General features: G+C 73.9%; 24 protein-coding genes and 2 pseudogenes. 16 read left to right on the top strand and 10 right to left on the bottom strand.

Features of this window, described 5'->3' with window-relative positions:
• Nucleotides 1-196 precede the first annotated feature (196 nt).
• The gene (locus tag AB0637_RS17845; protein ID WP_366173924.1) at nucleotides 197-1,270 is read right to left on the bottom strand and encodes an acetamidase/formamidase family protein; all 1,074 of its coding nucleotides are present in this window, start codon (nucleotides 1,268-1,270) and stop codon (nucleotides 197-199) included.
• 173 nt (nucleotides 1,271-1,443) lie between these two features.
• On the opposite strand from AB0637_RS17845, the gene AB0637_RS17840 reads away from it, so the two are divergent.
• Genes AB0637_RS17840 through AB0637_RS17830 form a run of 3 tightly spaced genes read left to right on the top strand, consistent with a single transcriptional unit; the run spans nucleotide 1,444 to nucleotide 4,735 of the window.
• A complete protein-coding gene (locus tag AB0637_RS17840) occupies nucleotides 1,444-2,625 on the top strand; it encodes an alanine--glyoxylate aminotransferase family protein (protein ID WP_366173980.1) in 1,182 nt (393 codons plus the stop codon).
• 5 nt (nucleotides 2,626-2,630) lie between these two features.
• The gene (locus AB0637_RS17835) at nucleotides 2,631-3,884 is read left to right on the top strand and encodes an allantoate amidohydrolase (protein ID WP_366173979.1); all 1,254 of its coding nucleotides are present in this window, start codon (nucleotides 2,631-2,633) and stop codon (nucleotides 3,882-3,884) included.
• An 8-nt stretch (nucleotides 3,885-3,892) separates the two neighbouring features.
• Nucleotides 3,893-4,735: a MurR/RpiR family transcriptional regulator gene (locus AB0637_RS17830; RefSeq protein ID WP_366173922.1), complete on the top strand. Its 843-nt coding sequence runs from the start codon at nucleotides 3,893-3,895 to the stop codon at nucleotides 4,733-4,735.
• A gap of 16 nt (nucleotides 4,736-4,751) precedes the next feature.
• On the opposite strand, the gene AB0637_RS17825 is transcribed toward AB0637_RS17830, so the two are convergent.
• Nucleotides 4,752-5,663, bottom strand: a complete 912-nt coding sequence (locus tag AB0637_RS17825) for a hypothetical protein (RefSeq protein ID WP_366173921.1) — start codon at nucleotides 5,661-5,663, stop codon at nucleotides 4,752-4,754.
• A 27-nt stretch (nucleotides 5,664-5,690) separates the two neighbouring features.
• Nucleotides 5,691-7,217: a GGDEF domain-containing protein gene (locus AB0637_RS17820; RefSeq protein WP_366173920.1), complete on the bottom strand. Its 1,527-nt coding sequence runs from the start codon at nucleotides 7,215-7,217 to the stop codon at nucleotides 5,691-5,693.
• Between the two features lie 84 nt (nucleotides 7,218-7,301).
• On the opposite strand from AB0637_RS17820, the gene purS reads away from it, so the two are divergent.
• The 3 genes from purS to purL are packed head-to-tail and all read left to right on the top strand — an operon-like array spanning nucleotide 7,302 to nucleotide 10,554.
• Nucleotides 7,302-7,580 carry a phosphoribosylformylglycinamidine synthase subunit PurS gene (gene purS, locus AB0637_RS17815; protein WP_366173919.1) on the top strand — a complete coding sequence of 93 codons (279 nt, stop codon included), beginning with the start codon at nucleotides 7,302-7,304 and terminating at the stop codon, nucleotides 7,578-7,580.
• On the top strand, nucleotides 7,577-8,254 hold the full coding sequence (gene purQ / locus AB0637_RS17810; RefSeq protein WP_366173917.1) for a phosphoribosylformylglycinamidine synthase subunit PurQ: 678 nt from the start codon (nucleotides 7,577-7,579) through the stop codon (nucleotides 8,252-8,254). Before purS ends, purQ begins: the two co-directional genes overlap by 4 nt.
• Nucleotides 8,251-10,554, top strand: a complete 2,304-nt coding sequence (gene purL, locus AB0637_RS17805; protein WP_366173916.1) for a phosphoribosylformylglycinamidine synthase subunit PurL — start codon at nucleotides 8,251-8,253, stop codon at nucleotides 10,552-10,554. Before purQ ends, purL begins: the two co-directional genes overlap by 4 nt.
• A 44-nt stretch (nucleotides 10,555-10,598) precedes the next feature.
• Here the strand turns inward: purL and AB0637_RS17800 are convergent, their stop codons facing one another.
• Entirely contained in the window at nucleotides 10,599-11,168 is a 570-nt protein-coding gene (locus tag AB0637_RS17800) for a TetR family transcriptional regulator (protein WP_366173915.1), read from the bottom strand.
• 81 nt (nucleotides 11,169-11,249) lie between these two features.
• On the opposite strand from AB0637_RS17800, the pseudogene AB0637_RS17795 reads away from it, so the two are divergent.
• The 3 genes and pseudogenes from AB0637_RS17795 to AB0637_RS17785 all read left to right on the top strand — a co-directional run bounded on the left by AB0637_RS17795 (nucleotide 11,250) and on the right by AB0637_RS17785 (nucleotide 13,777).
• Nucleotides 11,250-12,144, top strand: a pseudogene (locus AB0637_RS17795) (SDR family oxidoreductase).
• 26 nt (nucleotides 12,145-12,170) lie between these two features.
• Complete coding sequence (locus AB0637_RS17790; protein ID WP_366173914.1) at nucleotides 12,171-12,860, top strand: copper homeostasis protein CutC; 690 nt, start codon at nucleotides 12,171-12,173, stop codon at nucleotides 12,858-12,860.
• Nucleotides 12,857-13,777, top strand: coding sequence for a phosphotransferase (locus AB0637_RS17785; protein WP_366173913.1), 921 nt, complete (start codon nucleotides 12,857-12,859; stop codon nucleotides 13,775-13,777). The genes AB0637_RS17790 and AB0637_RS17785 overlap by 4 nt, the downstream gene beginning before the upstream one ends.
• On the opposite strand, the gene AB0637_RS17780 is transcribed toward AB0637_RS17785, so the two are convergent.
• The 5 genes from AB0637_RS17780 to AB0637_RS17760 form a co-directional block, all read right to left on the bottom strand.
• Nucleotides 13,727-14,296 (bottom strand): hypothetical protein, encoded by a 570-nt coding sequence (locus AB0637_RS17780; RefSeq protein ID WP_366173912.1) that lies wholly within the window; start codon nucleotides 14,294-14,296, stop codon nucleotides 13,727-13,729. The two genes, AB0637_RS17785 and AB0637_RS17780, sit on opposite strands and share 51 nt — an antisense overlap.
• Complete coding sequence (locus AB0637_RS17775; protein ID WP_366173910.1) at nucleotides 14,293-15,153, bottom strand: hypothetical protein; 861 nt, start codon at nucleotides 15,151-15,153, stop codon at nucleotides 14,293-14,295. Before AB0637_RS17775 ends, AB0637_RS17780 begins: the two co-directional genes overlap by 4 nt.
• A gap of 96 nt (nucleotides 15,154-15,249) precedes the next feature.
• Nucleotides 15,250-15,816 (bottom strand): hypothetical protein, encoded by a 567-nt coding sequence (locus AB0637_RS17770; RefSeq protein WP_366173909.1) that lies wholly within the window; start codon nucleotides 15,814-15,816, stop codon nucleotides 15,250-15,252.
• On the bottom strand, nucleotides 15,792-16,604 hold the full coding sequence (locus AB0637_RS17765) for a hypothetical protein (RefSeq protein ID WP_366173908.1): 813 nt from the start codon (nucleotides 16,602-16,604) through the stop codon (nucleotides 15,792-15,794). The genes AB0637_RS17770 and AB0637_RS17765 overlap by 25 nt, the downstream gene beginning before the upstream one ends.
• 9 nt (nucleotides 16,605-16,613) lie before the next feature.
• Entirely contained in the window at nucleotides 16,614-17,096 is a 483-nt protein-coding gene (locus AB0637_RS17760; protein WP_366173907.1) for a heme-degrading domain-containing protein, read from the bottom strand.
• A 128-nt stretch (nucleotides 17,097-17,224) separates the two neighbouring features.
• Between AB0637_RS17760 and AB0637_RS17755 the strand changes: the two genes are divergently transcribed.
• The gene (locus tag AB0637_RS17755) at nucleotides 17,225-18,712 is read left to right on the top strand and encodes a sugar porter family MFS transporter (protein ID WP_366173905.1); all 1,488 of its coding nucleotides are present in this window, start codon (nucleotides 17,225-17,227) and stop codon (nucleotides 18,710-18,712) included.
• Here the strand turns inward: AB0637_RS17755 and AB0637_RS17750 are convergent.
• Nucleotides 18,693-19,430, bottom strand: coding sequence for a GntR family transcriptional regulator (locus AB0637_RS17750; RefSeq protein WP_366173904.1), 738 nt, complete (start codon nucleotides 19,428-19,430; stop codon nucleotides 18,693-18,695). The two genes, AB0637_RS17755 and AB0637_RS17750, sit on opposite strands and share 20 nt — an antisense overlap.
• Nucleotides 19,431-19,676: 246 nt before the next feature.
• On the opposite strand from AB0637_RS17750, the gene iolC reads away from it, so the two are divergent.
• The 6 genes and pseudogenes from iolC to AB0637_RS17720 all read left to right on the top strand — a co-directional run.
• Nucleotides 19,677-20,621, top strand: coding sequence for a 5-dehydro-2-deoxygluconokinase (iolC, locus tag AB0637_RS17745; protein WP_366173978.1), 945 nt, complete (start codon nucleotides 19,677-19,679; stop codon nucleotides 20,619-20,621).
• Nucleotides 20,614-21,501, top strand: a complete 888-nt coding sequence (locus AB0637_RS17740) for a deoxyribose-phosphate aldolase (RefSeq protein ID WP_366173903.1) — start codon at nucleotides 20,614-20,616, stop codon at nucleotides 21,499-21,501. Before iolC ends, AB0637_RS17740 begins: the two co-directional genes overlap by 8 nt.
• A gap of 7 nt (nucleotides 21,502-21,508) precedes the next feature.
• Nucleotides 21,509-22,411 carry a 5-deoxy-glucuronate isomerase gene (iolB, locus tag AB0637_RS17735; protein ID WP_366173902.1) on the top strand — a complete coding sequence of 301 codons (903 nt, stop codon included), beginning with the start codon at nucleotides 21,509-21,511 and terminating at the stop codon, nucleotides 22,409-22,411.
• 63 nt (nucleotides 22,412-22,474) lie between these two features.
• Complete coding sequence (gene iolD, locus AB0637_RS17730; protein ID WP_366173901.1) at nucleotides 22,475-24,406, top strand: 3D-(3,5/4)-trihydroxycyclohexane-1,2-dione acylhydrolase (decyclizing); 1,932 nt, start codon at nucleotides 22,475-22,477, stop codon at nucleotides 24,404-24,406.
• A gap of 209 nt (nucleotides 24,407-24,615) precedes the next feature.
• Nucleotides 24,616-25,503: a TIM barrel protein gene (locus AB0637_RS17725; protein WP_366173900.1), complete on the top strand. Its 888-nt coding sequence runs from the start codon at nucleotides 24,616-24,618 to the stop codon at nucleotides 25,501-25,503.
• Nucleotides 25,504-25,670: 167 nt separating this feature from the next.
• Nucleotides 25,671-26,056, top strand: a pseudogene (locus tag AB0637_RS17720) (ABC transporter permease); the annotation flags it as partial.

Genomic DNA, 26,056 nt, shown 5'->3' with positions numbered 1-26,056 from the left:
GCGTTCCGCGTTCCCAGGCCCGCGCCGACCGCGCCGCCTCCGGCGGTTCGGATCGTTGTCCAGCGCTGCGCGCTGGCTCCAGCACCCGGCTCACAGGTTGAGCAGGATGCCTCAGCGAGCTCACCCCGCCCCTTGTCCTCGGGTTCCCTCGGTTGAGTTCGTAGCGTCTTCGGGTTCGACCTGTGAGCCGGATGCGTCAACGATCCCCTCGGCCGGAGGCCGGGGGGTGGTCGGTGAGGTCGGTGAGGTCGGCCTTGCGGATCAGCCCGTGCACGCCGCTGACGCGGTCGACGACCTGGGACAAGGCGAAGTCGCCGGCCGCCGAGAGGTACGCGAGGGCGTGGGCGGGGTCCATCCCGAGGTCGACGAGGAGCGCGACGGCGGTCCGCACGGCGCGGCGCGCGGCCTCGTCGAGGTCGACGTCGAGGCCGATCGGCACGAGGAACTCCGCGGTCTCCCCCCACAGGACGTCGCGCACGCGGACGGCGGCCTCGGGCACGAGGTCGAGGCGCACCCGGGCGCGCAGGGGCGCCTCGAACGCCGTGAGCGCCACCTCGCCGTCGCCCTGGGCGTAGTGCGGGTCGCCCGTGTGGAACAGGGCGCCCTCCACCTGGACGGGCAGGTGCAGCGTCGACCCGACGCCGAGCACGGAGACGTCGAGGTTCCCGCCGTGCATGCCGGGCGGGACGGAGTGCAGGTGCTCGGGCCCGGGAGTTCCGACGCCGACGAGGCCGAGGAAGGGGCGCAGCGGGAACCGCACCTTGGCGGCCGACCTCGGCGCGACGGGCATGGCCCCGCAGGGCTTCCCGGTCCGCGGGTCGGTCTCGACGCGGGCGAGGACCGAGACGACGTCCTGCCCGTCGCGCGGGAACTCCCCGGGCAGGGCGCCGCGGCCGTGCCGGTTGCTGACGACGCCGTAGTCGGCGCGCAGCACGAGCTCCTCCACCGTCACCGACAGCACGTCGCCGGGGCGGGCCCCGCGCACGTGGACCGGCCCGGTCACGACGTGCGGTCCGTGGCGCGCCGGGTCGTGCTCGACGGACCGGGCCACCTCCACGGCGTCGGCCAGGACGGCGTCGGCCGCGATGCCGCGGGCCGTGAAGAAGGCCAGCGGGTCCCGGCCCTGGTCCTCGAGGATCCCCTCGTGGCTCACGGTGTCCACGACGACGACGTCGCCGGGGTCGACCGTCAGCACGGAGCGGTCCCCGGCGCAGGGCAGGTCGCCCCAACGCACGGTGCTCGGGGTCGAGGGGAGCAGGTGGACGGTCAAGGGAGCCTCCCGGGTCTGGCGTCGTGGAACGATCGTTGCATAGACTGACCCTCGTGGAACAGATGACTCGCGAGGTGCGTGACGTGCAGGTGACGACCGGTTCGGGGCTCCTGGACCGGACGCTCGAGCGGACTGCGGTGGGCGCCCCCGTCGCGCCGCCGCCGCGCCTGCTCATGGGGCCCGGCCCCATCACGGTCGACCCGCGGGTGCTGCGGGCCATGTCGGCGCAGCTCGTCGGCCAGTACGACCCGGCCATGACGGCCTACATGAACGAGACGCAGGCGCTGTACCGCGAGGTGTTCCGCACCCGCAACGACGCCACGGTCCTCGTCGACGGCACGAGCCGCGCCGGCATCGAGGCCGCGCTGGTCTCCCTGGTCCACCCCGGCGACCGCGTCCTGGTCCCCGTCTTCGGGCGGTTCGGGCACCTGCTGCGCGAGATCGCCGAACGCTGCGGCGCCGAGGTCCACGTCCGCGAGGTCCCGTGGGGCGAGGTGTTCACGCTCGAGGCGATCGAGCAGGCCGTGCGCGAGGTCCGCCCGCACCTGGTCGCGATGGTCCAGGGGGACACGTCGACGACGATGAACCAGCCGCTCGAGGGGGTCGGGGAGGTCTGCCACCGGCACGGCGCCCTGCTCTACGTCGACTGCACGGCCTCGTTGGGCGGCAACGCCTTCGAGATGGATGCGTGGGAGATCGACGCCACGACGGCCGGCCTGCAGAAGTGCCTGGGCGGCCCCTCCGGCAGTGCGCCGCTGTCGCTGTCGCCGCGGGCCGTGGCCGTCGTCGACGCCCGCCGCAGCGTCGAGGCCGGGCTGCGCGCCGACGACGAGGACGCGGCGCCCGCACCCGCGCGCATCCGGTCCAACTACTTCGACCTCGGGATGGTCCTGGACTACTGGAGCGAGAAGCGCCTCAACCACCACACCGAGGCCACGACGATGCTCTACGGCGCGCGGGAGTGCGCCCGCCTCCTGCTGGAGGAGGGGCTCGACACCGCGATCGCCCGGCACCGGCTGCACGGTGCGGCCGTGCTGGCCGGGGTGCAGGCCCTGGGCCTGGAGGTGTTCGGCGACGTCGCGCACAAGATGCACAACGTCGTCGCCGTCGAGATCCCCGCGGGGGTGGACGGCGAGGCCGTGCGCGCGGAACTCCTGAACGACTACGGCATCGAGATCGGCACGAGCTTCGGCCCGCTCGCCGGCCGCGTCTGGCGGATCGGGTCGATGGGCTACAACGCCCGCAAGGACGCGGTCCTCGTGACGCTCGCCGCCCTCGAGCAGGTGCTCCGTCGGCACGGCGCCCGCGTCGAGGCCGGCGCGGGCTGCGCTGCGGCGCAGGAGGTCTACGCGTGACCTCGGTGACCTCGGACACCGCGCTCGTGGACGCCCGGCGCGTCCTGGACCGCTGCGACGCACTCGCTGCGGTGTCCGCCTCGCCGACCGGCGTCGAGCGGGTCCACCTCTCTGCCGAGCACGCCCGCGTGAACGAGGTCGCCGCGGCCTGGATGGACGAGGCCGGTCTGACCACGCGCACCGACCAGGCGGGGAACCTCTGGGGGCGCAGGGAAGGACGGGAACCGGGGCTGCCCGCGCTCGTCCTGGGCTCCCACCTCGACACCGTGCCGGACGCGGGCCGCTACGACGGCATCCTCGGCGTCCTGTCGGCGATCGAGGTCGCCCGTCGGCTGGGGGAACGGGCGGTCGACCTGCCGTTCGCGCTGGAGGTCGTGGCGTTCTCCGACGAGGAGGGCACCCGGTTCGCCACCGCCCTCATGGGCAGTTCCGCCGTCGCGGGGGCCTGGCGCGAGGAGTGGTGGGACCGCACGGACGCGTCCGGCACGACCGTCCGTGCGGCGGCCGAGGCGTTCGGACTCGACCCGGCGCGGATCGGTGAGGCTGCCCGCCGGCCCGAGGAACTCCTCGGCTACCTCGAACTCCACATCGAGCAGGGACCGCAGCTCGAGGCCGCCGACCGTGCGCTCGGCGTCGTCACCTCGATCGCGGGCGCCCGTCGCTTCACCGGCCGGGTCGTGGGGGAGGCCCGGCACGCGGGCGGCACCCCCTACCCGCGCCGCCGCGACGCCCTCGTGGGCGCCTCGGAGGTCGTGCTCGCCGTCGAACGCCTGGCGAAGGAGCGCGACGGCATCGCCACGGTCGGCCGCCTCCAGGCGTTCCCGGGCGGGGTGAACGTCGTGCCCGGACTCGTCGAGTTCTCCCTCGACGTGCGCGACGAGCACGACGCCGACCGGGACACCCTGGTCGGGGCGATCCGCTCCGCGGCCGAAGAGGTCTGCGCCGCACGGGGTCTGACGGTGGAACTGACCGAGGTGCACTCCGCGCGCGGGGTCTACTGCGACGAGGCCCTGCAGCGCTCGGTGACGGCGGGCATCGCCGCCACGGGGGACGCCGAACCCCTGCGCCTGTGGTCGCGGGCGGGGCACGACGCGATGGCGGTCGCGGCCGTGACGCCCGTCGCGATGCTCTTCGTGCGCTGCGAGGACGGCGTCAGCCACGCCCCCGACGAGCGGGTGACGCTCGCCGACGTCGCCGTCGGGCTCGACGCGTTCGAGGCGGCCGTCCTGGACGTGGCCCGCACGCACCGGGACGGGTGAACCCGCCCGTGAGCGGGGAAGGGGTCCGCGAGCGCATCGAGCGGTCCTGGCCCGAGCTCAGCCCCGTCGAGCGGCAGATCGCCCAGTTGCTCCTCGACCGCGCCGACGACGACCTCGCCGCCTGGACCACGACCGAGCTCGCCGACGCGGCCGGTGCCTCCAAGGCGTCGGTGAGCCGTTTCGTGCGCCGGTTGGGGTTCGGGTCGTTCGCCCAGGCGCGGACGGCGGCCCGATCGTTGCGGGCGCGGGGGGTGCCCACGGGTGGGCTGCCGGCGACCCCTGCGGGTCCGGCGGCCCTGCACGTCGAGCACGACACCGCGAACCTGGTCCGGACCGCCGACGCGCTCGCCCGGGTCGACCTGCAGGCCTGCGCCCGGCTCGTCGCCCGGGCCCGTCGCGTGCTCGTCCTGGGGTGGCGCAACAGCTTCCCCGTGGCCCTGCACCTGCGCGAGCAGCTGCTGCAGGCCCGGCCCGACGTGGCGCTCGGCCCGCAGCCGGGGCAGACGGTGGCGGAGGAGTTCGCCGACCTCGGTCCGCGGGACGCGGTGGTGCTCGTCGCCTTCCGGCGCCGGACCCCGCACGCCGCGGCCGCGGTCCGGCTGGCCCACGCGCAGGCGGTGCCGCTCGTGCTGTTCACCGATCCTGCGGCGGGGCCAACCGCAGCTCCCGTCGCGCACCGGTTCGAGGTTCCCGTCGACGGTCCCGGCGCCTTCGACAGCTACGCCGCCGCGATGACGGCCGCCGCCGTCCTGGCCGAGGGGGTCCTCGCCGCCCGTGGGTCCGCCGGCCGTGACCGGGTGCACGCCGTGGGCCGGGCCCACCGCGACCTCGGAGAGCTCGAGTCGCCCTGAGACCCCTCGGGCACCGTCACGCGGTGAGCCGGTCGGCGGCCAGCCGCAACCACTCCGGCACAAGGCTGCGCCAGTAGCCCGTCGTGTGGGCGCCGTCGCCGATCCCACCTGCGAGGCTGCCCGGCGGGGTCGGCCGGCACGCGGCCCGGTACCGCTCCGTCTGCTCCCGGAACGGGTCGTCGCGCCCGCACGACACCGACAGGGCGACACCACCGGTGCCGGGGCCGGCGACGAGGTCGCCGTAGCGCTGCCAGTCGGCCGGGCCGTCGAAGGACCCCGCCGACGTGGCGCCCGCCGAGGCGAAGAGGGCCGGGCTGCCGGCGGCGGCCGCCACCAGCGTCCCGCCGGGGGCGAACCGGCCTGCGATGGCCTCCCGGGTCAGCAGCAGCGCGCCGAAGCCGCCCATGGACCAGCCCGCGACGGCCCACCGGGACAGGTCGAACCCGGTGGCGCCCAGCCGCGGCCACAGCTCACCGGTGAGCATCGCGAGGGGGTCGTCCCCGTCGGCGCGGGGGTGCCAGTACGTCGAACCGCCGTCGACGCTCACGACCGCGAGCGGCGCCCCACCGGCGGCGACGTGGGCGGCGAGGAACTCGTGCATCCCGAGCTGGGTGAAGGCGGCGTGCGCGTCGACGCCCCGGCCGTGCAGGGCGAGCAGGACGGGCAGTCCCCGGGGCTCGTGCCCGGGCGGGGCGGCCCAGCCCCAGGTGACGTCGCGGCCGCGGGCCGCCGAGGCGAACGTGGCGTAGACGGGGTCGCCCCCACCGGCGGAGGGGACGGCCGCGTCGACCTGCCCGACGCCGAGCCGGCGGCGCGCCGAGGACTCGACCGAGGTCCGCAGGGACCCGTCGAGCGCGAGGACGCCGGCACCGGCGAGGACGACGGCACCGGCCCCGGCGAGGACCGCGCGGCGAGGAGGACGAGGCACGTCCCGATGCTCGCGCGCCGGCCCCGGTCACACGCCGAGGACGCTGCGACCTCCACCAGCTCTCTTCGCGACGTACATGGCCGCGTCGGCGCGCGAGAGCAGCGCGTCCGCGTCGTCGCCGGGCTCGGAGGCCGTGACACCCACGCTCGCGCTGATCGTGGCCGGCCCCGCGCCGAGCAGGAACGGCTGCCGCAGGGCCGTCACGACGGCCGCCGCGGTGTCGTCGGCGGCACCGGGGAACACGTCGGGCAGGACGGCCGCGAACTCGTCCCCGCCGAGCCGGGCGACGAAGCCCTCGGCGCCGACGGCGCGGCGCAACCGGTGGGCGGTCTCGGTGAGCAGCTCGTCGCCGGCCGCGTGCCCGAGGGTGTCGTTGACGGCCTTGAACCCGTCGAGGTCGACGAAGAGGACGGCGACCGCGGTGTCTCCTGCGGCGCCGCCGTCGACCCTGGTCTCCAGGTGCGTCGTGAAGGCGCGGCGGTTGGCCAGCCCGGTGAGGGCGTCGACGAGGGCGAGCCGTTCGGTCTCGGCGGCCAGCCGCACGCGCAGCAGGGCGGCCGAGGCCAGGGAGGCCAGCGACGCGAGGGCCACCTCGTCGAACTGCTCGGCGTGCCCGCTGGCGGGCCGGGCCGCGACGAGCCAGCGGCGGGGGTCGTCGCCGAGCTCGCAGCCGATCTCCCGCCGGGTGGGGGGCCGGGACCGCACCTGGAGGCGACCGCTGGAGACCAGGGCGGTCCCCTGCGTCTCCAGGGCCTGCAGCAGCTCCTCGACGGTGGTCACGGCGTGCACGCGCACGGCCGCCTCGAACAGGGCACGTTGCTGCCGCCGGCTCTGGTGGGCCCGACGCCAGGCCCAGGCGGCCACGACGACGGCCATGCTCGGCAGCAGCGTCAGGGCGGCCACCCAGCCGGGCATGGCGAGCCGGACGGCGCCCGAGAGGTAGCCCAGCGCCGCGACGAGCAGGAACAGCCCGCCCCCGACGAGGGCGCCGGGTTCGGCGAGCTCGGAGACGAGCGTCCGGTGCCGTTCCACCGCGATCGAGACGGCCGACAGGACGGTGTCCGTCGCGTAGTAGGTGGCCGCGCCGAGGAGGACCGCCAGGAGCATGCGGGGGTCCACGGGCCGCGCCGGGGCGACGGCTCCCAGGACGGTCGTCGCGAGCAGGCTGGACAGGATCGAGGAACCGGCGTTGAAGACCCGGCTCTGCCAGGGCCGCCGATCCACGAAGTAGGCGGGCAGGGCCGTCAGCGCCCAGGCGGCCAGGGCGGTCCGGGGCTGGTGCACGACGAGCAGGTAGAAGAGCACGACGGGGGCGAAGGGCACGTAGATGCCCGAGGCGACGCCGGTGACCATGAGGGGGAAGCGCGTCAGCACCCAGCCCAGCGGCAGGCTGACGGCCAGGGCCGTGAGCAGCCGGGGGTCCGCCCCAGCCGTCCACCACGCGTGCACGACCCCGGCGACGACGACGAGACCGAGCACGAAGATCCCGGTGTCCAGCAGCAGCGAGCCGCCGGGCAGGCGGGGTCCCCGGGAGGCGGTCGCGGCGGTCTCCACGTCCCCACCTCGGCACGGACGGGCGCGACCTTGAGCGGCGGTAGCCTGGACCCGCCGATCCCCCTCCCCGAAGGAGCGCCGCGCATGGGCCGCGTCGTCATCGACGTCATGCCGAAACCCGAGATCCTCGACCCGCAGGGGAAGGCCGTCGTCGGCGCTCTCCCACGGCTGGGGTTCGACCTCTTCACCAGCGTCCGCCAGGGCAAGCGCTTCGAGCTCGAGGTCGCGGGGGACGTCACCCCCGAGGTCCTGGAGCAGGCGCGCAGGGCCGCCGAGACCCTGCTGTCCAACCCGGTCATCGAGGACGTCGTGAGCGTCCGCGAGGCCGGTCCCGCCGGGGACACCACCGAGGCGCAGGCGTGAAGGTCGGCGTCGTCACCTTCCCCGGCTCCCTCGACGACGGCGACGCGCGCCGTGCGGTGACCCTCGCCGGCGGGGAGGCCGTGGCCCTGTGGCACGCGGACGCCGACCTGCGCGGCGTCGACGCGGTCGTCCTGCCCGGGGGCTTCTCCTACGGCGACTACCTGCGCTGCGGCGCCATCGCCCGGTTCGCGCCCGTCATGACCGAGGTCGTGCGCGCGGCCGAGGGCGGGATGCCCGTGCTGGGCATCTGCAACGGGTTCCAGGTGCTGTGCGAGTCGCACCTGCTGCCGGGCGCGCTCGTCCGCAACGACCACCAGAAGTTCGTCTGCAAGGACCAGCGCCTGCGCGTGGAGCAGACCGGCACCGCGTGGACGTCGTCCTTCACGGCGGGCCAGGAGATCACCGTCCCGCTGAAGAACGGCGAGGGCGGGTTCGTCGCCGACACCGCGACGCTGGACCGCCTCGAGGGCGAGGGCCGCGTGGTCTTCCGCTACCTCGACGGCAACCCGAACGGGTCCCTGCGCGACATCGCCGGCATCAGCAACGACCGCGGGAACGTGGTCGGCCTCATGCCGCACCCCGAGCACGCCGTGGAGGAGCTCTTCGGCCCCGGGCTGGACGGGCTGGGCCTGTTCACCTCCGTGCTGAGCGCCGGACTGGAGGCGATCGCGTGAGCACCGCACTGGACACCGTCACCCGCGCCGCGAGCACGCCGGACCACCCGCAGCCCTGGAAGGAACTGGGGCTCAAGGCCGACGAGTACGAGCGCATCCGCGAGATCCTCGAGCGCCGCCCGACGGGTGCGGAACTGGCCATGTACTCGGTCATGTGGAGCGAGCACTGCTCCTACAAGAGCTCCAAGGTCCACCTGCGCACCTTCGGCGACCACGTCACCGAGGCCATGCAGGAACACCTCATGGTGGGCATCGGCGAGAACGCGGGTGTCGTCGACATCGGCCAGGGCTGGGCCGTGACGTTCAAGGTCGAGTCGCACAACCACCCCAGCTACATCGAGCCCTACCAGGGGGCGGCCACCGGGGTCGGCGGGATCATCCGCGACATCATGGCCATGGGCGCCCGTCCGATCGCGGTCATGGACTCCCTGCGGTTCGGCGCCATCGACCACCCCGACACCGCGCGCGTCGTGCCCGGGGTCGTCTCCGGCGTCGGCGGTTACGGCAACTGCATCGGCCTGCCGAACATCGGCGGCGAGGTCGTCTTCGACCCGACGTACCAGGGCAACCCGCTCGTCAACGCCCTGTGCGTCGGCGCGATGAAGCACGAGGACCTGCACCTGGCCAACGCCCGCGGCGTCGGCAACCTCGTCGTGCTGTTCGGCGCCCGCACGGGCGGCGACGGCATCGGCGGGGTCTCGGTGCTGGCGAGCGAGACGTTCGACGCGACCGGACCCTCCAAGCGGCCGGCCGTGCAGGTGGGGGACCCGTTCCAGGAGAAGGTGCTCATCGAGTGCTGCCTGGAGCTGTTCCACGCGGGTCTCGTCGAGGGCATCCAGGACCTCGGCGGCGCCGGGTTGTCCTGCGCCACCAGCGAACTGGCCTCGGCCGGGGACGGCGGGATGCTCGTCCACCTGGACCGCGTCCCGCTGCGCGACTCCTCGCTCTCGCCCGAGGAGATCCTCATGAGCGAGTCGCAGGAACGCATGATGGCCGTCGTCACCCCGGCGAACATCGACGCCTTCCTCGCGGTCACCGCGAAGTGGGACGTCGAGGCCGCCGTGCTCGGCGAGGTCACCGACGGCGAGCACCTCGTCGTGCAGTGGCACGGCGAGACCGTCGTCGACGTCCCGCCGCGCACCGTCGCCCACGACGGCCCCGTCTACGAGCGGCCCTACGCGCGCCCGGCGTCGCAGGACGCGCTGCAGGCCGACACGCCGGACCGCCTGCCGCGTCCGGCGTCGGACGAGGAACTGCGCGCCACGCTGCTGCGGATGGTCGGCTCGCCGAACCTGTCCTCGCGCGCCTGGGTCACCGACCAGTACGACCGCTACGTCATGGGCGGCACGGCGCTCGCGACCCCCGACGACGCGGGGGTCGTGCGCGTGGACGAGGAGACGAACCTCGGCGTCGCGCTGTCCCTGGACGGGAACGGCCGGTTCGCCCGGCTCGACCCGCGCACGGGCGCGGCGCTCTCCCTCGCCGAGGCCTACCGGAACGTCGCCGCGGCGGGGGCGAAACCCCTCGCCGTCACCGACTGCCTGAACTTCGGGTCGCCCGAGGACTCCGGTGTCATGTGGCAGTTCGCCGAGGCCGTGCAGGGTCTGGCCCTGGCCTGCGAGGAACTCGGCGTCCCTGTCACCGGCGGGAACGTCTCGCTCTACAACCAGACCGGCGACGACGGGCTGAACTCGGCCGTGCTGCCGACGCCGGTCATCGGCGTCCTCGGGGTCCTCGACGACGTCCGTCGCCGCACCCCCTCGGGGTGGCGCGAGGCCGGGCAGAGCGTCTACCTGCTCGGCACGACGCGCGAGGAGCTGGGCGGTTCGGAGTGGGCGTGGGCCGAGCACGGCCACCTCGGTGGTCTGCCCCCGGCGCTGGACCTGCAGCACGAGAAGCTGCTGGCCGACGTCCTCGTGCAGTGCTCGCGCGACGGTCTGGTCGACGCCGCGCACGACCTGTCGGACGGTGGGTTGGCGCAGGCGCTCGTGGAGTCGGTGCTGCGCTACGGCGTGGGCGTGCGGGTCGGTCTGGACGAACTCCTCGACCGGGACGGCATCGACCTGTTCACGGCCCTGTTCTCCGAGTCCGCGGGCCGGGCGGTCGTGTCCGTGCCGCGCGAGGAGGAGGTGCGGTTCACCGACATGTGCACCGCCCGGGGCCTGGCGCACCTGCGCATCGGCGTGACCGACACCGGGGACGACGGGCAGGCCTCGCTCGACGTCCAGGGCCGGTTCTCCGTGCCCGTCGCCGAGCTGCGCGCCGCGCACACGGCGACGCTGCCGCGCCACTTCGGCTGAGCCGGCGGGCGAGGCCCGCGCGCAGGGGTGACCCTCCGCGCGGGTCACGTCCGCGGGACGAGCGTCTCCCGCAGGGCGGACAGCGTGTCCTGCAGCAGGTCTCCCATGGAACGGTCCTCGCCGTCCCGGATCCAGCGCTCGAAGGCGACCTGGAACACCGTCACGGTGGAGTGCCCCAGCAGCGTGGCTGCCGGTTCCTCGACCCCCCGGTCCCGCAGTGCCCCCGCCGTGGCCTGCGCGATCGTCACCATCTTCAACTGCTCGCGTTCGGCCAGCGCGGGGTTCGCCAGGACGACCGCCGTCCGGGTACGGGCCCACGGACGGCGCTCCTCGGGGAAGAACGCCGTGCTCGCGGCGAGCGCCTCGGACGCCACGTCGAGCGGGTCGGGCGCCGTGGACCGCGCGACCGCGTCGGTGAAGAGCGTGACGAGCTGCTCGCTGCCGGCGAAGAGGGATTCCCGCTTGTCGCTGAAGTGGCGGAAGAACGTCCGGTCGGTGACCCCGGCACGGGCGGCGATCTGCGACACGGTCGTCTCGTCGTAGCCCTGGTCGACGAAGAGGTCGAGGGCTGCGGCCTGCAGCCGTTCGCGCGCACCCGGTTCCCACCTCGCCATGGGGGCATCCTAGGTGATGACAGATCCTGACATCGGGTCTACGGTGATGTCACGTCCTGACATCACCTCTGGAGGTTCCCCATGCGCGTCTTCGTCACCGGTGCGTCCGGCTGGATCGGCTCCCACGCCGTCGACGAGTTCCTCGCCGCCGGCCACGAGGTCCTCGGCCTCGCCCGTTCCGACACCGCCGCCGCGGCGCTCGCGGCCAAGGGCGTCGAGGTCCTGCGCGGTGACCTCGACGACCTCGACGCGCTGCGCCGCGGGGCGGAGTCGACGCAGGGGACCGTGCACCTCGCGAACAAGCACGACTTCGCCCACCCCGAGGTCAGCAACGCCGCGGAACGCGCTGCCGTGCAGGCGATCGGTGAGGTCCTCGTCGGGTCGGACCGGCCGTTCCTCATGGCGAGCGGGCTCGGCGGCTTCACCGTCGACCGCCCGGTCGCGGAGTCGGACGTCAACCCCTCGGTGGGCCCCGACTCCTTCCGCGGCGGGTCCGAGCGCCTCGCCCTGGACTTCGCCGGCCACGGGGTCCGCTCGCTCGCCGCGCGGTTCGCCCCCACCGTCCACGGCACGGGTGACCACGGGTTCGTGGCCGCGCTCGTCGCGGCGGCCCGGGCGCGGGGCGCCGCGGGGTACGTCGGGGACGGCGGCCACCGGTGGTCCGCGGTCCACGTCACCGACGCCGCCCGCGCCCTCCGTCTCGCGGTCGAGGGGGCTCCGGCGGGCAGCGTGCTGCACGTCGTCGCCGAGGAGGGCGTGCCGACGCGGGACATCGCGACGGCGATCGGGCGCGGTCTCGACCTGCCCGTGGACTCCGTCGACCGGGCCCCGGGTCGCCGAGGACCTCGGCTGGATCGGGTTCTTCTTCGGCCTCGACCTCCCCGCCACGAGCGAGCGCACCCGCGCCCTGCTGGGCTGGGAACCGACGGGACCGACCCTCGCCGACGACCTCGCCGGGGGCAGCTACTTCGCCTGACGGTCCTCCTCGGGCAGGCTGAGGGCGTGCCGACCGTCGAGATCGCCGTCACCGACCCCGAGGGCGCACGCGTCGCCCGCGGGGCCGGAGCCCACCGCCTCGAACTCTGCGTCGCCCTCGAGGTGGGCGGGCTGACCCCGTCGACGGGGCTCGTCGAGCGCGTCGTCGCGGCCGCCGGACCGCTCGGGGTCCACGTCCTGCTGCGGCCCCGGCCCGGTGACTTCGTGCACGACGACGACGACCTCGCCGCCGTCCTGCACGACGCCCGGGCCGTTCTGGAGGCCGGGGCGGCCGGCCTCGTCGTCGGCCCCCTGCGCCCCGACGGCCGGTTCGACCTCGTTGCGCTGCAGGCGTTGCGCGAGACCGCCGGATCCGCGCAGCTCACCGCGCACCGGGGTTTCGACGTGCACCCCGACGTCGAGGGGTCCGTCGAGGCGCTCGTGGGGGCCGGGGTCGACCGGGTCCTCACCTCCGGCGGAGCCGCCAGCGCACACGACGGGACCGAGCGGATCGCCCGCACCGTCACCGCGGCCGCGGGGCGGCTGACCGTCATGGCGGGCGGGGGAGTGCGCCCGGGCCGCGTCCCCGAGCTCGTGGCCCGGACCGGGGTGAGCGACGTGCACCTGTCGGCGCGGCGCCTCGCGCTGCCCGACACCGGGTTCGGGGCCCGCTACGCCGTGGACCCCGAACTGGTCCGCGCGGCGGTGCGGTCGTGACGCAACGGCGGAACCCCCGGAGGCACCCGGACGAGGTGGACGTCCCGGTCGACCTCGTGCGCCGGCTCGTCGACGAGCAGTTCCCCGCCTGGCGGGGGCGCCGCCTGGAACCCCTGCCGGGGCGGGGGACGGTCAACGCGGTCTTCGCGCTCACGGGTCCGGTGGGCGAGGACCTCCTCGTCCGCCTGCCGTTGCGCGCCGAGGCCGCCGCGGGCCTCGACGCCGAACGCGCAGCGGCGCACGAACTGCGGGGCCGCACCCGGTTCGCCACCCCGGAGGTCGTCGCGACGGGCGAACCGTGGGAAGGTTTCCCGTTCGGCTGGACGGTGCTGCGCCTGCTGCCCGGGACCCCGGCCGACGGCGTCGACACCGCCGCCTCCGAGGGGCTGGCCCGCGACCTAGCCGAGTTCGTCGGCGCCGTCCGCGCGATGCCCTTGCACGGTCGGCGCTTCTCGGGGACGGGTCGCGGGGGCGACCTGCACCGGCACGACGCCTGGGTCGCCGAGTGCCTGCAGCGCAGCGGGGGTCTCCTCGACGTCGCCGCCCTGCAGGCCCTGTGGTCGAAGTTCCGCACCCTGCCGCACGTGTCCGCGGACGTCGTCACCCACGGCGACCTCGTCCCCGGCAACCTCCTCCTCGACGACGCGGGGCGGCTCGGCGCCGTCCTCGACGTCGGGGGCCTCGGTCCCACCGACCCCGCCCTCGACCTCCTCGCCGCCTGGCACCTCTTCGACGGCCCGGCGCGCGAGGTGTTCCGCCGAGCCTGCGGCGCCGAGGGGCTCGACTGGGTCCGTGGGCAGGCGTGGGCGTTCGTCCAGGCCGTCGGCCTCGTCTGGTACTACGCCGACAGCCACCCCGGCATGAGTTCACTCGGCACGCGCACGCTCGCCCGCGTCCTGCAGGACCCCCTCGTCTGAGCCCGGAACACGGCACCAGAGCACGACCGCCGCGGCGACGCCGACCGCCAGGAGGGCCGGGCCGGACGTGAGCAGGGCTCCCGTCCAGCCGAGGGCGGGCAGTCGGTAGGCGTAGAGGACCGTCCCGTCGTCGGCGGGGGACGCCGCGACCTGGAAACACCCGGTGACCGCGACCGTCGCCACCGCCCACGCGGCGCCGGCGACGGCCAGCCAGGGCAGGGTCCTGCGGACGTGGCGCACCGGGGGAGCGACCGGGGCGCCGGTGGTGGCGAGGGCCGGGGCGAGGCAGCCGAGCGTCGTGAGGACCGCGAGCTGCAGGGGATCGTCGAAGGGTCCGCCGTGCAGCAGGACGGCGCCCCAGCGGTCGCGCCACCCGAGGGGTGTGGGCAGGGAGACGCCCGTCGCGGCCCGGACCGTCTCGTCGGACCACAGCAGGACCGTGGTGGTCACCACCGAGACGACGAGAGGTGCGGCGGTCGCCAGGAGCGCCGCCCGGGCCAGCCACGGCGACCGCCTCACGGGGCCGGCCGCTCGTAGAGGACCCGGTCGGCCTCCGCCAGGCGCGGCACCTCAGCCGGTGCGGTGGGCGCCACCGCCGGAGCGTCCAGAGGTACCGGGTTCGCGGGAGCGTGCCCCTCGGCGGGCGGGCCGTCGCCGGGGGTCCACTCCTCGTCGGGGTCGGGGTCGGGGTCGGGGTCGGGGTCGGGGTCGGGGTCGGTGTCGTCGGGGTCCGTGTCGTCGAGGTCGCTGTCGTCGTGCGGGGTCTGCGCGAGCGGAGGACCGACCAGCAGGACCGCGGTCACGACCGCGAGGACGAGGTGGACGCCGCTGAGGGCGAGGGGGGCGGCGAGGTCGAGCAGGGGTGGGGCGGGGTTCTGGAACTCTCCGTCCGTGGCGCCGGTGCGCTGCAGGACGGCTGCGACCCCCACGGTGGCGACGACGAGCACCGTGGACAGCCCGGCCGCGGCCACGGCGGTCCAGCGGGCGGCCCGGGGGACGAGCGACCGTCCCCGGTCGACCACCCGGTGCCCGGCCAGGTGCAGCCCGGCCAGGACCGCCACCACCAGGACCGGCGCGAGGAGCTTCCCGTCCGCGGGCACGATGTAGGGCAGCGACATCCACCGGTAGGCGAGGTCCACCGACGGGTCGACGTAGGACGTCTGGTTGCCGTCGCCGTCGGAGGAGTACGTGCTGAAGAACTCCCGGTCGACGGCCCCGGACAGCACGAGCAGCACGGCGGCCGTCGCCGTGACGGCGGCGACGAGCGCGGCGACGGCGAGGACCCACGCCGCCAGCTGGACCCGCCGCAGCCCGGGGGACCCGTCCTCCAGGCTCTGTCCCGTGGTGTCGGCGGCGCGCTCGTCGGTCTCGTCCACGCCCCGAACGTAGGGGGCCGCACCCGGGCGGCGCCCCGGCAACCGGGCATCCGGGACCAGGTCCGCGGCGAGAGGGACAGCCACCCCGGCACCAGCTCACTCGGCGCGCGCGGGTTCGCCCACGGCCTCGAGGCGCCCCTCGTCCGAGGATTCCGACCGGGACCGGCGGCACCACAGCGCGGCGGCGCCGGCGACGACCGCCGCGAAGAGGCCCTGCCCGGTGTCGAGGGCCCACTGGGGCAGGAGGAGTTCGTAGCCGGCGCTGGCCACCCCTCGCGGGTGGGTGACCTGGAACCACGCCGTGAGGGCCGTCGTCCCCAGGGCCCACGCGCCGCAGACGAGGGCCAGCACCGTCAGGACGGAGCGGCTCTCCGGGGGCGCGAGGTGACGTGGACGGCCGCTCACGGCGGCGAACGCCAGGGCGACGCAGGCGACGGCGGTCAGGACGGCGGGCCACCCGGACTGGCCGAACGTCTGCGTCGCGTGCCAGCGGTCCAGCAGCCGCAGGGGCACTCCGGGAACGGTGCCGTTCAGGCTCCGGACGGTGTCGTCGTCCTGGAAGACGACGGCGGTGACGGTCACGGCGGCCAGCACGGGCGCGGCCGCCACGAGCACCGCAGCGCGGAACCACCAGGCGGTCACGGGGTGGGGCGGCGGTACCACGCGCGGTCCTCCTCCGTCAGGCGCGGGACGGCAGGGGGTTCCGGAGCCGCCGTGGTTTCCGGGGCCGCCGTGGTTTCCGGGGCCGCCGTGGTTTCCGGGGCCGCCGTGGGGTCCGGCGCGACGACGGGGCTGCTCGCGACGGCCTGCTCCGGCCACGGCTCGGTGGTGGCGGCGCGGCGTGGGCGCAGGAGCACCACCGCACCCAGGCCGGCGGCGCCGACGAGGAAGACGAGGACGCCCGCCGACCCGACGAGCAGCGCCCACGGCTCGGGGCCGCCGCCGAAGCCGGGCCCCTCCTCCCCGCGTGCGCGTTCCCGGAGCACGAGCGGCACGACGCCCACGGCGAGGGTGAAGAGCACCGCGACCACGGCGGCGGCGGCCGCGAGGCACCGGGCGCCCGTCGGCACGGCGGGACGGCCACGACCGGCCAGGTGGAGCCCGGTCAGGAGCAGCACCACCGCGACCGGACCGAGCAGGACGCGGTCCGGCGGCACGAGGTAGTCCAGCACCCGCCAACGCTGGTCCAGCGTCACGCTCGAGGTGTCCGGGGACAGGCTCCCCTCGGCGTCGTAGCTGCCGAAGTACTGCGCGTCCACGCCCCCCGTGAGGACGTGCAGAGCCGCGACCGTCCCGAACAGCGGCAGGACGCACGCCGCGGCGGCCAACGCCCACACCGCGACCCGCAGCGGTCGCGGGACGCGGCCACCGGTCGTCCGGTCCGCGTCGACCGGACGGTCCGCAGCCGTCGGGTCCGTCTCGTCCGTCGTGTCCGTCTCCCCCACCGTCACGCGTCGAACCTAGGGGGCGGCGAGGAACTCCGTCAGCACTTCCACGACCAGGGCGTGGTCGTCGGCCTGCGGCAGACCGGACACCGCGACCGACCCGACGACCCCGACCCCGCGCACCCGCAGCGGGAAGGCCCCGCCGTGGGCGGCGAACGCGCGGGGGTCCCGGCGGGCGTCGACGTCGAAGTCACCGCCGGCGACGGCGAACCGCGTCCCCACGAGGTAGGAGGAGGCGTTGTAGCGGTCGACGACGTCCATCTTGCGCTGCAACCAGTCGTCGTTGTCGGCCGAGGAACCGGGCAGCGCGGCGTGGAAGAGGCGCTGGCCGTTGCGGCGGACGGCCACGGCGACGGGCAGGTCGGCCGCGCGGGCCCGGGTGACGAGCGCGACGCCGAGGCGCCAGGCGTCGTCCTCGTCGAAGCGGTCGAGGACGAGGCGGTCCTCGTCGTCGGTCAGTCGGGTCAGCAGGTCGTCCTCGGTGCTCACCCACCCCATCCTGCCCCAGGGTTCAGAGGCCCGCGTGAGGTCTCTTTGTCTTGACATTCTCACCACCTCGACCTACGGTCCCGGGTGTCGGCACCGCCGCCGCAGGTGGTGAACCCCGGACGGACGAAGGAGTTCTCTTGTCCACCTCCCACGGTCAGCCCGGCTCGCCCGGCGCCGGTCTGCGCGAGCCCCTCCCGGCGCTGACCCCCGGGCCCTACCGCAAGCGCCTCGGGGTCGTGGCCCTCGTCGCCACCTTCGGCGGCCTCCTCTTCGGCTACGACACCAGCGTCATCAACGGTGCGCTCGAACCCATGAAGGCCGAACTCGGCCTCACGGACCTCACCGAGGGCGTCGTGACGAGTTCGCTGTTGTTCGGCGCCGCGGTCGGGGCCATCACCGGCGGGCGCCTCTCGGACGCGTGGGGCCGCCGCAAGGCGATCCTGCTCATGTCGGGGTTCTTCTTCTTCGGCGCCCTCGTCTGCGTCTTCGCCCCGAACGTCGAGGTCATGGTCACGGGGCGCGTCCTGCTGGGGCTCGCGGTCGGGGCGGCCTCCACCGTCGTCCCCGTGTTCCTCGCCGAACTCGCCCCCTACGAGATCCGCGGGTCGTTGTCGGGCCGCAACGAGATGATGATCGTCATCGGCCAGCTGGCCGCGTTCGTCATCAACGCCGTCGTCGGCAACGTCTGGGGCGAGTACGGCGGGGTCTGGCGCATCATGCTCGCCGTCGTGACGATCCCGGCCGCGGCACTGTTCATCGGGATGCTCCGGGTGCCGGAGTCCCCGCGCTGGCTCATCGACCACGGGCAGTTCGACGAGGCCGTCGAGGTCCTGCGGCAGGTCCGGCCCGCCGGGCGCGCCGAGGAGGAGGCGCGGCAGATCGCCGGTGCGACCTACTCGGACTCCAAGCGCGAGACGCTCGACTGGCGCAGCGTGCTGTCCCACCGCTGGTTGCGACGGATCCTGCTCGTGGGCATCGGCCTGGGGGTCGCCCAGCAGCTCACCGGGATCAACTCGATCATGTACTACGGCCAGGCCATCCTCAAGGAGGCCGGTTTCGACCAGGGGACCGCGCTCGTCGTCAACATCGCCCCCGGGGTCATCGCGGTGGTCGGTGCGCTCATCGCGTTGCGCATGATGGACAGCTTCAGCCGGCGGCGGACGTTCATCATCGGGTTCAGCCTCACCACGGTCTGCCACCTGCTCATCGGCATCGGCTCCCTCGTGCTGCCCGTGGGCAACCCGTTGCGTCCGTGGGTGATCCTCGCCCTCGTCGTCGCGTTCGTCGGCTCGATGCAGACGTTCCTCAACGTCGCCGTCTGGGTGACCCTGTCGGAGATCTTCCCGCTGAAGATGCGCGCGTTCGGGATGGGCACGTCGGTGTTCGTGCTCTGGCTGACGAACGCCTTCCTCGGCCTGTACTTCCCCACCCTCGTCAGCGCGATCGGCATCACGGGGTGCTTCTTCGGGTTCGCCGTGGTCAACCTGCTGGCGCTGGTGTTCGTGCGCACCCAGGTCCCCGAGACCCGGGGCCGGACGCTCGAGGAACTCGAGGAGGCCGTCACCACGGGCCGCATCTTCGACCCCGAGGTGCGGACGGCCGACGTCAGCGGTCGACGAGGGTGACCTCGAACGCGTAGCGGCTGGCCCGGTAGACGTGCCGGCCGTACTCGACCACCCGGCCGGAGTCGTCGTGGGTCGTCCGCTCCATCGTCAGCAGCGGGGCGCCCCGGCGCTCGTCGAGCAGCGTGCACTCCTCACTGCTGCCCCGGCGGGCGCCGATGCGCTGGCGGGCCACCCGCATGCCGACCCCGCGGCTGCGCAGCAGCTGGTACATCCCGCGCTCGGTGAGGGCCTCGACCGTCAGGTCGGTGTAGGGGGAGGGCAGCCAGTTCTCCAGCAGGGCGAGGGGTTCCCCACCGGACAGCCGGAGCCGCTTCAGGTGCAGGACGGGAGTGCCCGGGCTGATGGCCAGGCTCCCGGCGACGTCGTCGGCGGCGCCGCAGATCTCGTGCAGGAGCACCTGCGTCGAGGGCAGCTGCCCCGACTGCACGAGGTCGTCGTGCAGGCTCGTCAGCTCGACGGGACGCGTCACCTGGCCGTGGACCACCTGGGTCCCCACACCGCGCTTGCGGACGAGCAACCCCTTGTCGACGAGCTGCTGGATGGCGCGGCGCATCGTCGGGCGGGAGAGGCCGAGCTGGTCGGCGAGGTGGATCTCGTTCTCGAGCCGCGAACCCGGCGGCAGCTTGCCGTGCTCGATGGCCTGCTCGATCTGCCGGGCCACCTGGAAGTACAGGGGGACGGGACTCGACCGGTCGAGGTCGACGAACAGGTCGTTCACGGCTGCTCCTGGGGTCCGGTGGGCGGGCCGGCCACGTCGACGCTCCGCCGTCGCGTCATCGTAGCGGGGTGGAGGTCCACACGTCAGGAGGTACATTTGTCCTGACAAAGCTTGACAGGGCCGCCGGTCGCGGAGCACGCTCGGACCAGCCTCCGCGCCGCTGCGGCCCGGATCGGCTCAGCAGACCACCGGACCGGACTGGGAGGACCTCGCGTGAGCAGCACGGCCGCGCTGGACGTGGTGACGATGGGCAGGGTCGGTGTCGACCTGTACCCGCTGCAGGACGGCGTGGGGCTCGAGGACGTCGAGACCTTCGGCAAGTACCTGGGCGGCAGCGCGACGAACGTCGCCGTGGCCGCCGCCCGGCACGGCCGGTCCGCCGCCGTCGTCACCCGCACCGGGAACGACGCCTTCGGGACGTTCATCCACAAGGCACTGGCGGAGTTCGGCGTCTCGGACCGGTTCGTCTCCGGCGTCGAGGGCCTCAACACCCCGCTCGCCTTCTGCGAGATGTACCCGCCGGACCACTTCCCGCTCCTGTTCTACCGGCTGCCCACGGCACCGGACCTGCAGATCCGCGCCGACGAGCTCGACCTCGACGCGATCCGCGCGGCCGGGGTGTTCTGGGCGACGGTGACCGGCCTGTCCGAGGAACCCAGCCGCGGGGCGCACTTCGCCGCCTGGGAGGCGCGCGGACGCCGCCGTTTCACGGTCCTCGACCTCGACTACCGCCCCATGTTCTGGGAGTCGCCCGAGCTCGCGACCGAGCAGGTCCGCAAGGCCCTGCCGCACGTGACGGTCGCGGTCGGCAACAAGGAGGAGTGCGAGGTCGCGGTCGGAGAGACCGAACCCCGCCGCGCCGCCGAGGCGCTGCTGGACGCCGGCGTCGAGATCGCCGTCGTCAAGCAGGGACCCAAGGGCGTCCTCGGGGCGACCCGCGGTGACGGTGGCACGACCACCTTCGTCGAGGTGCCCCCCACACCGGTCGCCGTCGTCAACGGCCTCGGTGCCGGGGACGGTTTCGGCGGTGCCCTCGTGCACGGTCTGCTGTCCGGCTGGGAGCTCGAGCGCATCCTGCGCTTCGCCAACGCCGCCGGCGCCATCGTGGCCACCCGCCGCGAGTGCTCCACCGCCATGCCGACCACCACCGAGGTGGAGGCCCTGCTCGAGGAGGTCGCGGCCCGTGCCTGACCAGCAGTTCGCCCGCGACCTGGCCGAGGTCGCCGAGATCCGCGCCCGCCAGCCGGAACGGATCCTGGAACTCTCGCGCGCCCGCCGTCGGCGGCCGCTGCTCGAGGGCGACGGCCGCCTCATGGTCGTCGCCGCCGACCACCCCGCCCGCGGCGCGAACGGCGTCGGGTCGAACCCGATGGCGATGGCCGACCGCACCGAACTCCTCGAACGTCTCCGGGTGGCGCTCGCCGTCCCCGGGGTCGACGGCCTGCTCGGCTCGGCCGACATCATCGAGGACCTCACGCTCCTCGGGGCGCTGGAGGGCAAGGTCGTCTTCGGCTCGATGAACCGTGGCGGCCTGCAGGGCGCGAGCTTCGAGCTCGACGACCGGTTCACCGGGTACGACGCGCAGGCCATCGAGGACATGAACCTCGACGGCGGGAAGTTCCTCACCCGCATCGCCCTCGACGACGCCGGTACGCTGCCCACGCTCACGGCGTCGGCCGACGCCATCAGCGAACTCGCCGCGCGCAGGCTCGTCGCGCTCATCGAGCCCTTCTGGTCCAGCCGCCAGGGCGACAAGGTCGTGCACGACCTCACCGCCGAAGGCGTCGTGAAGTCCATCAACGTCGCGCAGGCGCTGGGACGCACGACGGCCTACACGTGGCTGAAGATCCCCGTGGTCGACGACATGGAACGCGTCATGGAGTCGACGACGTTCCCGACGCTGCTCCTCGGCGGGGACCCGACGACGTCCCCCGAGGAGACGTTCGCGACGTGGCGCAAGGCCCTGGCCCTGCCGTCCGTGCGGGGGCTCACCGTCGGTCGGACGTTGCTCTACCCGCCCGACGGCGAAGTCGAGGCTGCGGTCAAGACCGCCGTCTCGCTGGTGCGGTGAGGGCGGCGTGAGCGACCCGACCCTCCACGTGCCCGTCGGCACGTCCGCGACCGACGGTTTCGACCTCGTCGTCACCCCCGAGTCGGCCGGATGGGGCTACTCCAGCCTGCGCGTCCTCACCCTCGCCCCCGGTGCCTCCCGCACGGTGGCGACGGGGGAGGACGAACTGCTCGTCCTGCCGCTGTCGGGTTCCTGCACCGTCGAGGTCGACGGTGAGCGGTTCGAGCTCACCGGCCGCACGAGCGTGTTCGACGGCGTCACCGACTTCGCCTACGTCGGCCGCGACAGCGAGCTGACGGTCCACAGTGCCGCAGGCGGCGTGTTCTCGTTCCCGGGCGCACGGGCGTCGCGCCGCCTGCCCTTCCGGTACGGCCCGGCCGCCGGCGTCCCCGTGGAACTGCGGGGCGCCGGTCAGGCCAGCCGGCAGGTCAACAACTTCGCCACCCCGGCGGCGTTCGAGACCGACAAGCTCATCGCCTGCGAGGTCCTGACCCCCGGCGGGAACTGGTCCTCCTACCCGCCGCACCGGCACGACCGCACGAGCGACGTCGAGAGCGAGCTCGAGGAGATCTACTACTACGAGTTCCGCGCCCTCGCGCCGGCCGGGGTCCCCACCGCACCCGGTGGTCTCGGGATCCAGCAGGTGTACGGCGACGTGGACGACCCCGACCGGCCGATCGACGTCCTCGAGGAGGTGCACTCCGGTGACGTGGTGCTCATCCCGCACGGGTGGCACGGCCCGTCGATCGCCTCGCCGGCCTACGACATGTACTACCTGAACGTCATGGCCGGGCCCGAGGACGAACGGGCCTGGAAGATCTGCGACGACCCCGCCCACGGATGGGTGCGGTCCACCTGGGACGGGCAGCGCGTCGACGCGCGGCTACCGTTCTACTCCGCCCCGAAGTGATCGACCCGAACTGATCGACCCGAACCGGTCGAACCGGACACCGCCGAGAACTGAGAGAACCCGATGAGCGCAGTCCCCCCGAACCCGGCCGTGCAGACGGTCCGGCTGACGGTCTCGCAGGCCGTCGTCCGCTTCCTCCAGGCCCAGTTCTCCGAACGCGACGGCGTCCGTCGTCCGTTCTTCGGTGGGGTGTTCGGCATCTTCGGGCACGGCAACGTGGCCGGTGTCGGGCAGGCCCTGCTCGAGGCGGAGGAGGGCGCCCTCGGCGACGGCTGGACGCCTCCCGCGCGGGTGCCGTACATGACGGGCCGCAACGAGCAGGCCATGGTGCACGCGGCCGTCGGCTTCGCCCGCCAGCAGGACCGGTTGCAGACCCTGGCCGTGACGGCCTCGGTCGGCCCCGGGTCCTCGAACATGCTGACGGGCGCGGCGCTGGCGACGATCAACCGGATCCCGGTGCTGCTGCTGCCGAGCGACGTCTTCGCCACGCGCGTCGCCTCGCCCGTGCTGCAGGAGCTCGAACAGCCCTACGGCTACGACGTCTCGGTCAACGACGCGTTCCGGCCTCTGTCGAAGTTCTTCGACCGCGTCTGGCGCCCCGAGCAGCTGCCCTCGGCCCTGCTCGGCGCGATGCGCGTGCTGACCGACCCGGCCGAGACGGGCGCCGCGACCATCTGCCTGCCCGAGGACCTGCAGGCCGAGGCGTGGGAGTTCCCCGTCGAACTGTTCCGCGAACGCACCTGGCGCATCGCCCGGCCCGTGCCGGAGCAGGTGGCGCTCGACGAGGCCGCGGCCCTCATCCGCACGGCCAAGGCGCCGCTGGTCGTCGCCGGTGGCGGGGTCGTGTACTCCCAGGCCACCGAGGCGCTGAAGACGTTCGTCGAGGCGACCGGCATCCCCGTCGGGCAGTCCCAGGCCGGCAAGGGCGCCATCCGGTACGACCACCCGCTGTCGCTGGGGGCCATCGGCTCGACCGGCACGACGGCGGCCAACGAGATCGCCGCCGAGGCCGACGTGGTCATCGGGGTCGGGACGCGGTACTCCGACTTCACCACGGCCTCGCGCACGGTCTTCCAGAACCCCGACGTGAAGTTCGTCAACGTCAACGTCGCCGCCATCGACGCCGTCAAGCACGCCGGGATCCCCGTCCAGGCCGACGCCAAGGCAGCCCTCGAAGCCCTCACGGCGGCGCTGGCGGACTTCTCCACCCCCGACGCCTACCGCGAGCGGGCGGCGCGCCTGAACCGCGAGTGGGACGAGGTCGTCGACTCGTTCTTCCACTCCGGCATCGGTGAGCGCACGGGGTTGCTGGCCCAGGCCGAGGTCATCGGTGCGGTCGACGAGGTGGCCGAGGACCGCGACGTCGTGGTGTGCGCCGCGGGTTCGCTGCCCGGCGACCTGCACTGCATGTGGCGCAGCCGGGACCCGAAGCAGTACCACGTGGAGTACGGGTACTCCTGCATGGGGTACGAGATCCCCGGCGGGATCGGGGTGGCCCTGGCGGCACCGGACCGCGACGTGTTCATCACGGTCGGGGACGGTTCGTACCTCATGATGCCGACCGAACTCGTGACGGCGGTGCAGGAGGGCGTCAAGGTCATCGTCGTCCTCCTGCAGAACCACGGGTTCGCCTCCATCGGGGCGCTGTCCGAGCAGCACGGTTCGCAGCGGTACGGCACGAAGTACCGCCGGCGCACCGCCGAGGGGCGCCTGGAGGGCGACAAGCTGCCCGTGGACCTCGCGGCGAACGCCGAGAGCCTGGGGGTGCGCACCGTCCGCGTGGGCACCCGCAAGGAACTCGTCGAGGCGCTGCGGGAGGCCAAGGCCTCGAGCGAGTCGAGCGTCGTGCACGTGGAGACCGACCTGTACTCCGAGGCGCCCGACGGCGGCGGCTGGTGGGACGTCCCGGTCTCGGAGGTCTCGCACCTGGAGTCCACCCGTACGGCTCGCACCTGGTACGAGGGGAAGAAGCAGGCCCAGCGCCCGCTCCTCTGACCCCGGTGCCACCCCGCGACCTCCCCGGCGCACGTCGCCGGGGAGGTCGCCGTGCGTCCAGGGCTGAGAGGTCCCGTTGACGTGAGAATGTAACGACAATCTCTTGACAGTTTCCGTCCGCCTGCGCGAGAGTTCTCGCAGTCGCCAGCCCCGCCCGGGCCGGCGGCGGACTCCCGAGGACACACACGAGGACGTGGAGGAAGTTCCCCATGGGCCGCTCCATCACCATCGGCACCGCCCCCGACTCCTGGGGCGTCTGGTTCGCCGACGACGAGCTGCAGACCCCCGCATCCCGCTTCCTCGACGAGGTCGTCGACGCCGGGTACGAGTGGATCGAGCTCGGTCCCTACGGCTACCTGCCGACCGACCCGGCGGAACTGTCCGACGAGCTCGAGAAGCGCCGGCTCAAGGTCTCCGCCGGCACGATCTTCGCGGCGCTGCACCGCCCGGACCACTACGACGAGGCGTGGGCCCAGGTCGAGCAGGTCGCCAAGCTCACCCAGGCCATGGGCGGAACCCACCTCGTCGTGATCCCCGGTCAGTGGCGCAGCGACAAGACGGGCGAGCAGATCGAACCCCGTGAGCTCGACGACGAGGGCTGGGCGCGGCTGGCCGCCGGGATGGACCGCCTCGGGCGCGACGTCCGCAACGGGTACGGGCTGCAGATCGCGGTCCACTCCCACGCCGACACGCACATCGACACCCACGCCGAGGTCGACCGGTTCCTCGAGATCACCGACCCCGACGTCGTCAAGCTCTGCCTCGACACCGGGCACGTCGCGTACTCCGGTGGCGACAACCTCAAGATCATCGCCGACCACCCCGACCGCATCGCCTACGTCCACCTCAAGCAGGTCGACCCGGCGGTCGTCGCGAAGGTCAAGGCTGAGGACCTCCCCTTCGGTGAGGCCGTCGCCCTCGGGGCCATGGTGGAGCCGCCTCAGGGCGTCCCCGCCATGCCCCCCATCCTCGAGGCCCTCGAAGGCCTCGGCCGCGACATCTTCGCGATCGTCGAGCAGGACCTGTACCCGGTGGCGTTCGACAAGCCGCTGCCCATCGCGACGCGCACCCGCACCTACCTCAACTCCTGCCGCTAGACCCGACGGGTCTGGACGCGGCGACCTCACGAGAGGACGGATCGATGGAGATTCGCACCAAGGCCGGCGGTGACGCGGCCCCGGGGACTCCGGGGACTCCGGGGGCACCGGGGTCCGCGCCTGCGGTCACGCACGCGGGAGGGTCGGCGACGGCGGCCGATGACCGGGTGAGCACCCGGCCGTGGCTGTCGGTGGTCCTGTCGCGCCCGGAGATCGGGTCGTTGATCGGGGCGATCGCCCTGTTCGTCCTGTTCCTGGCCGTCGCGCCGACGCTGCGGTCGGGGGCGAGCCTGCTGACGGTGCTGTACTCCAGCTCCACGATCGGCATCATGGCGGTGAGCGTGGCGCTGCTGATGATCGGCGGGGAGTTCGACCTGTCGGCGGGGGTGGCGGTCACGACGGCGTCGCTGACGGCGTCGACGTTCGCGTTCCAGTTGCACCTCAACGTGTGGGTCGGGGTGCTGGCCGCGTTGGTGGTGGCGTTGGCGGTGGGGTTGTTCAACGGGTGGTTGTTCGTGCGGACGGGGTTGCCGAGCTTCATCATCACCCTCGG

The sequence above is a fragment of the Kineococcus sp. NPDC059986 genome (assembly GCF_040702905.1).
Taxonomy (GTDB): Bacteria; Actinomycetota; Actinomycetes; order Actinomycetales; family Kineococcaceae; genus Kineococcus.
Note: the sequence above shows the minus strand (reverse complement) of the source record. Positions and strands in the feature narration are given on the sequence as shown.

Coding starts and splice junctions, on each gene's coding strand:
- AB0637_RS17840 (WP_366173980.1), top strand. CDS start 1,444: ATGGGGCCCGGCCCCATCACGGTCGACCCGCGGGTGCTGCGGGCCATG.
- iolC (WP_366173978.1), top strand. CDS start 19,677: ATGGGCAGGGTCGGTGTCGACCTGTACCCGCTGCAGGACGGCGTGGGG.
- purS (WP_366173919.1), top strand. CDS start 7,302: ATGGGCCGCGTCGTCATCGACGTCATGCCGAAACCCGAGATCCTCGAC.
- AB0637_RS17800 (WP_366173915.1), bottom strand. CDS start 11,168: ATGGCGAGGTGGGAACCGGGTGCGCGCGAACGGCTGCAGGCCGCAGCC.
- AB0637_RS17760 (WP_366173907.1), bottom strand. CDS start 17,096: ATGGGGTGGGTGAGCACCGAGGACGACCTGCTGACCCGACTGACCGAC.
- AB0637_RS17725 (WP_366173900.1), top strand. CDS start 24,616: ATGGGCCGCTCCATCACCATCGGCACCGCCCCCGACTCCTGGGGCGTC.
- iolD (WP_366173901.1), top strand. CDS start 22,475: ATGAGCGCAGTCCCCCCGAACCCGGCCGTGCAGACGGTCCGGCTGACG.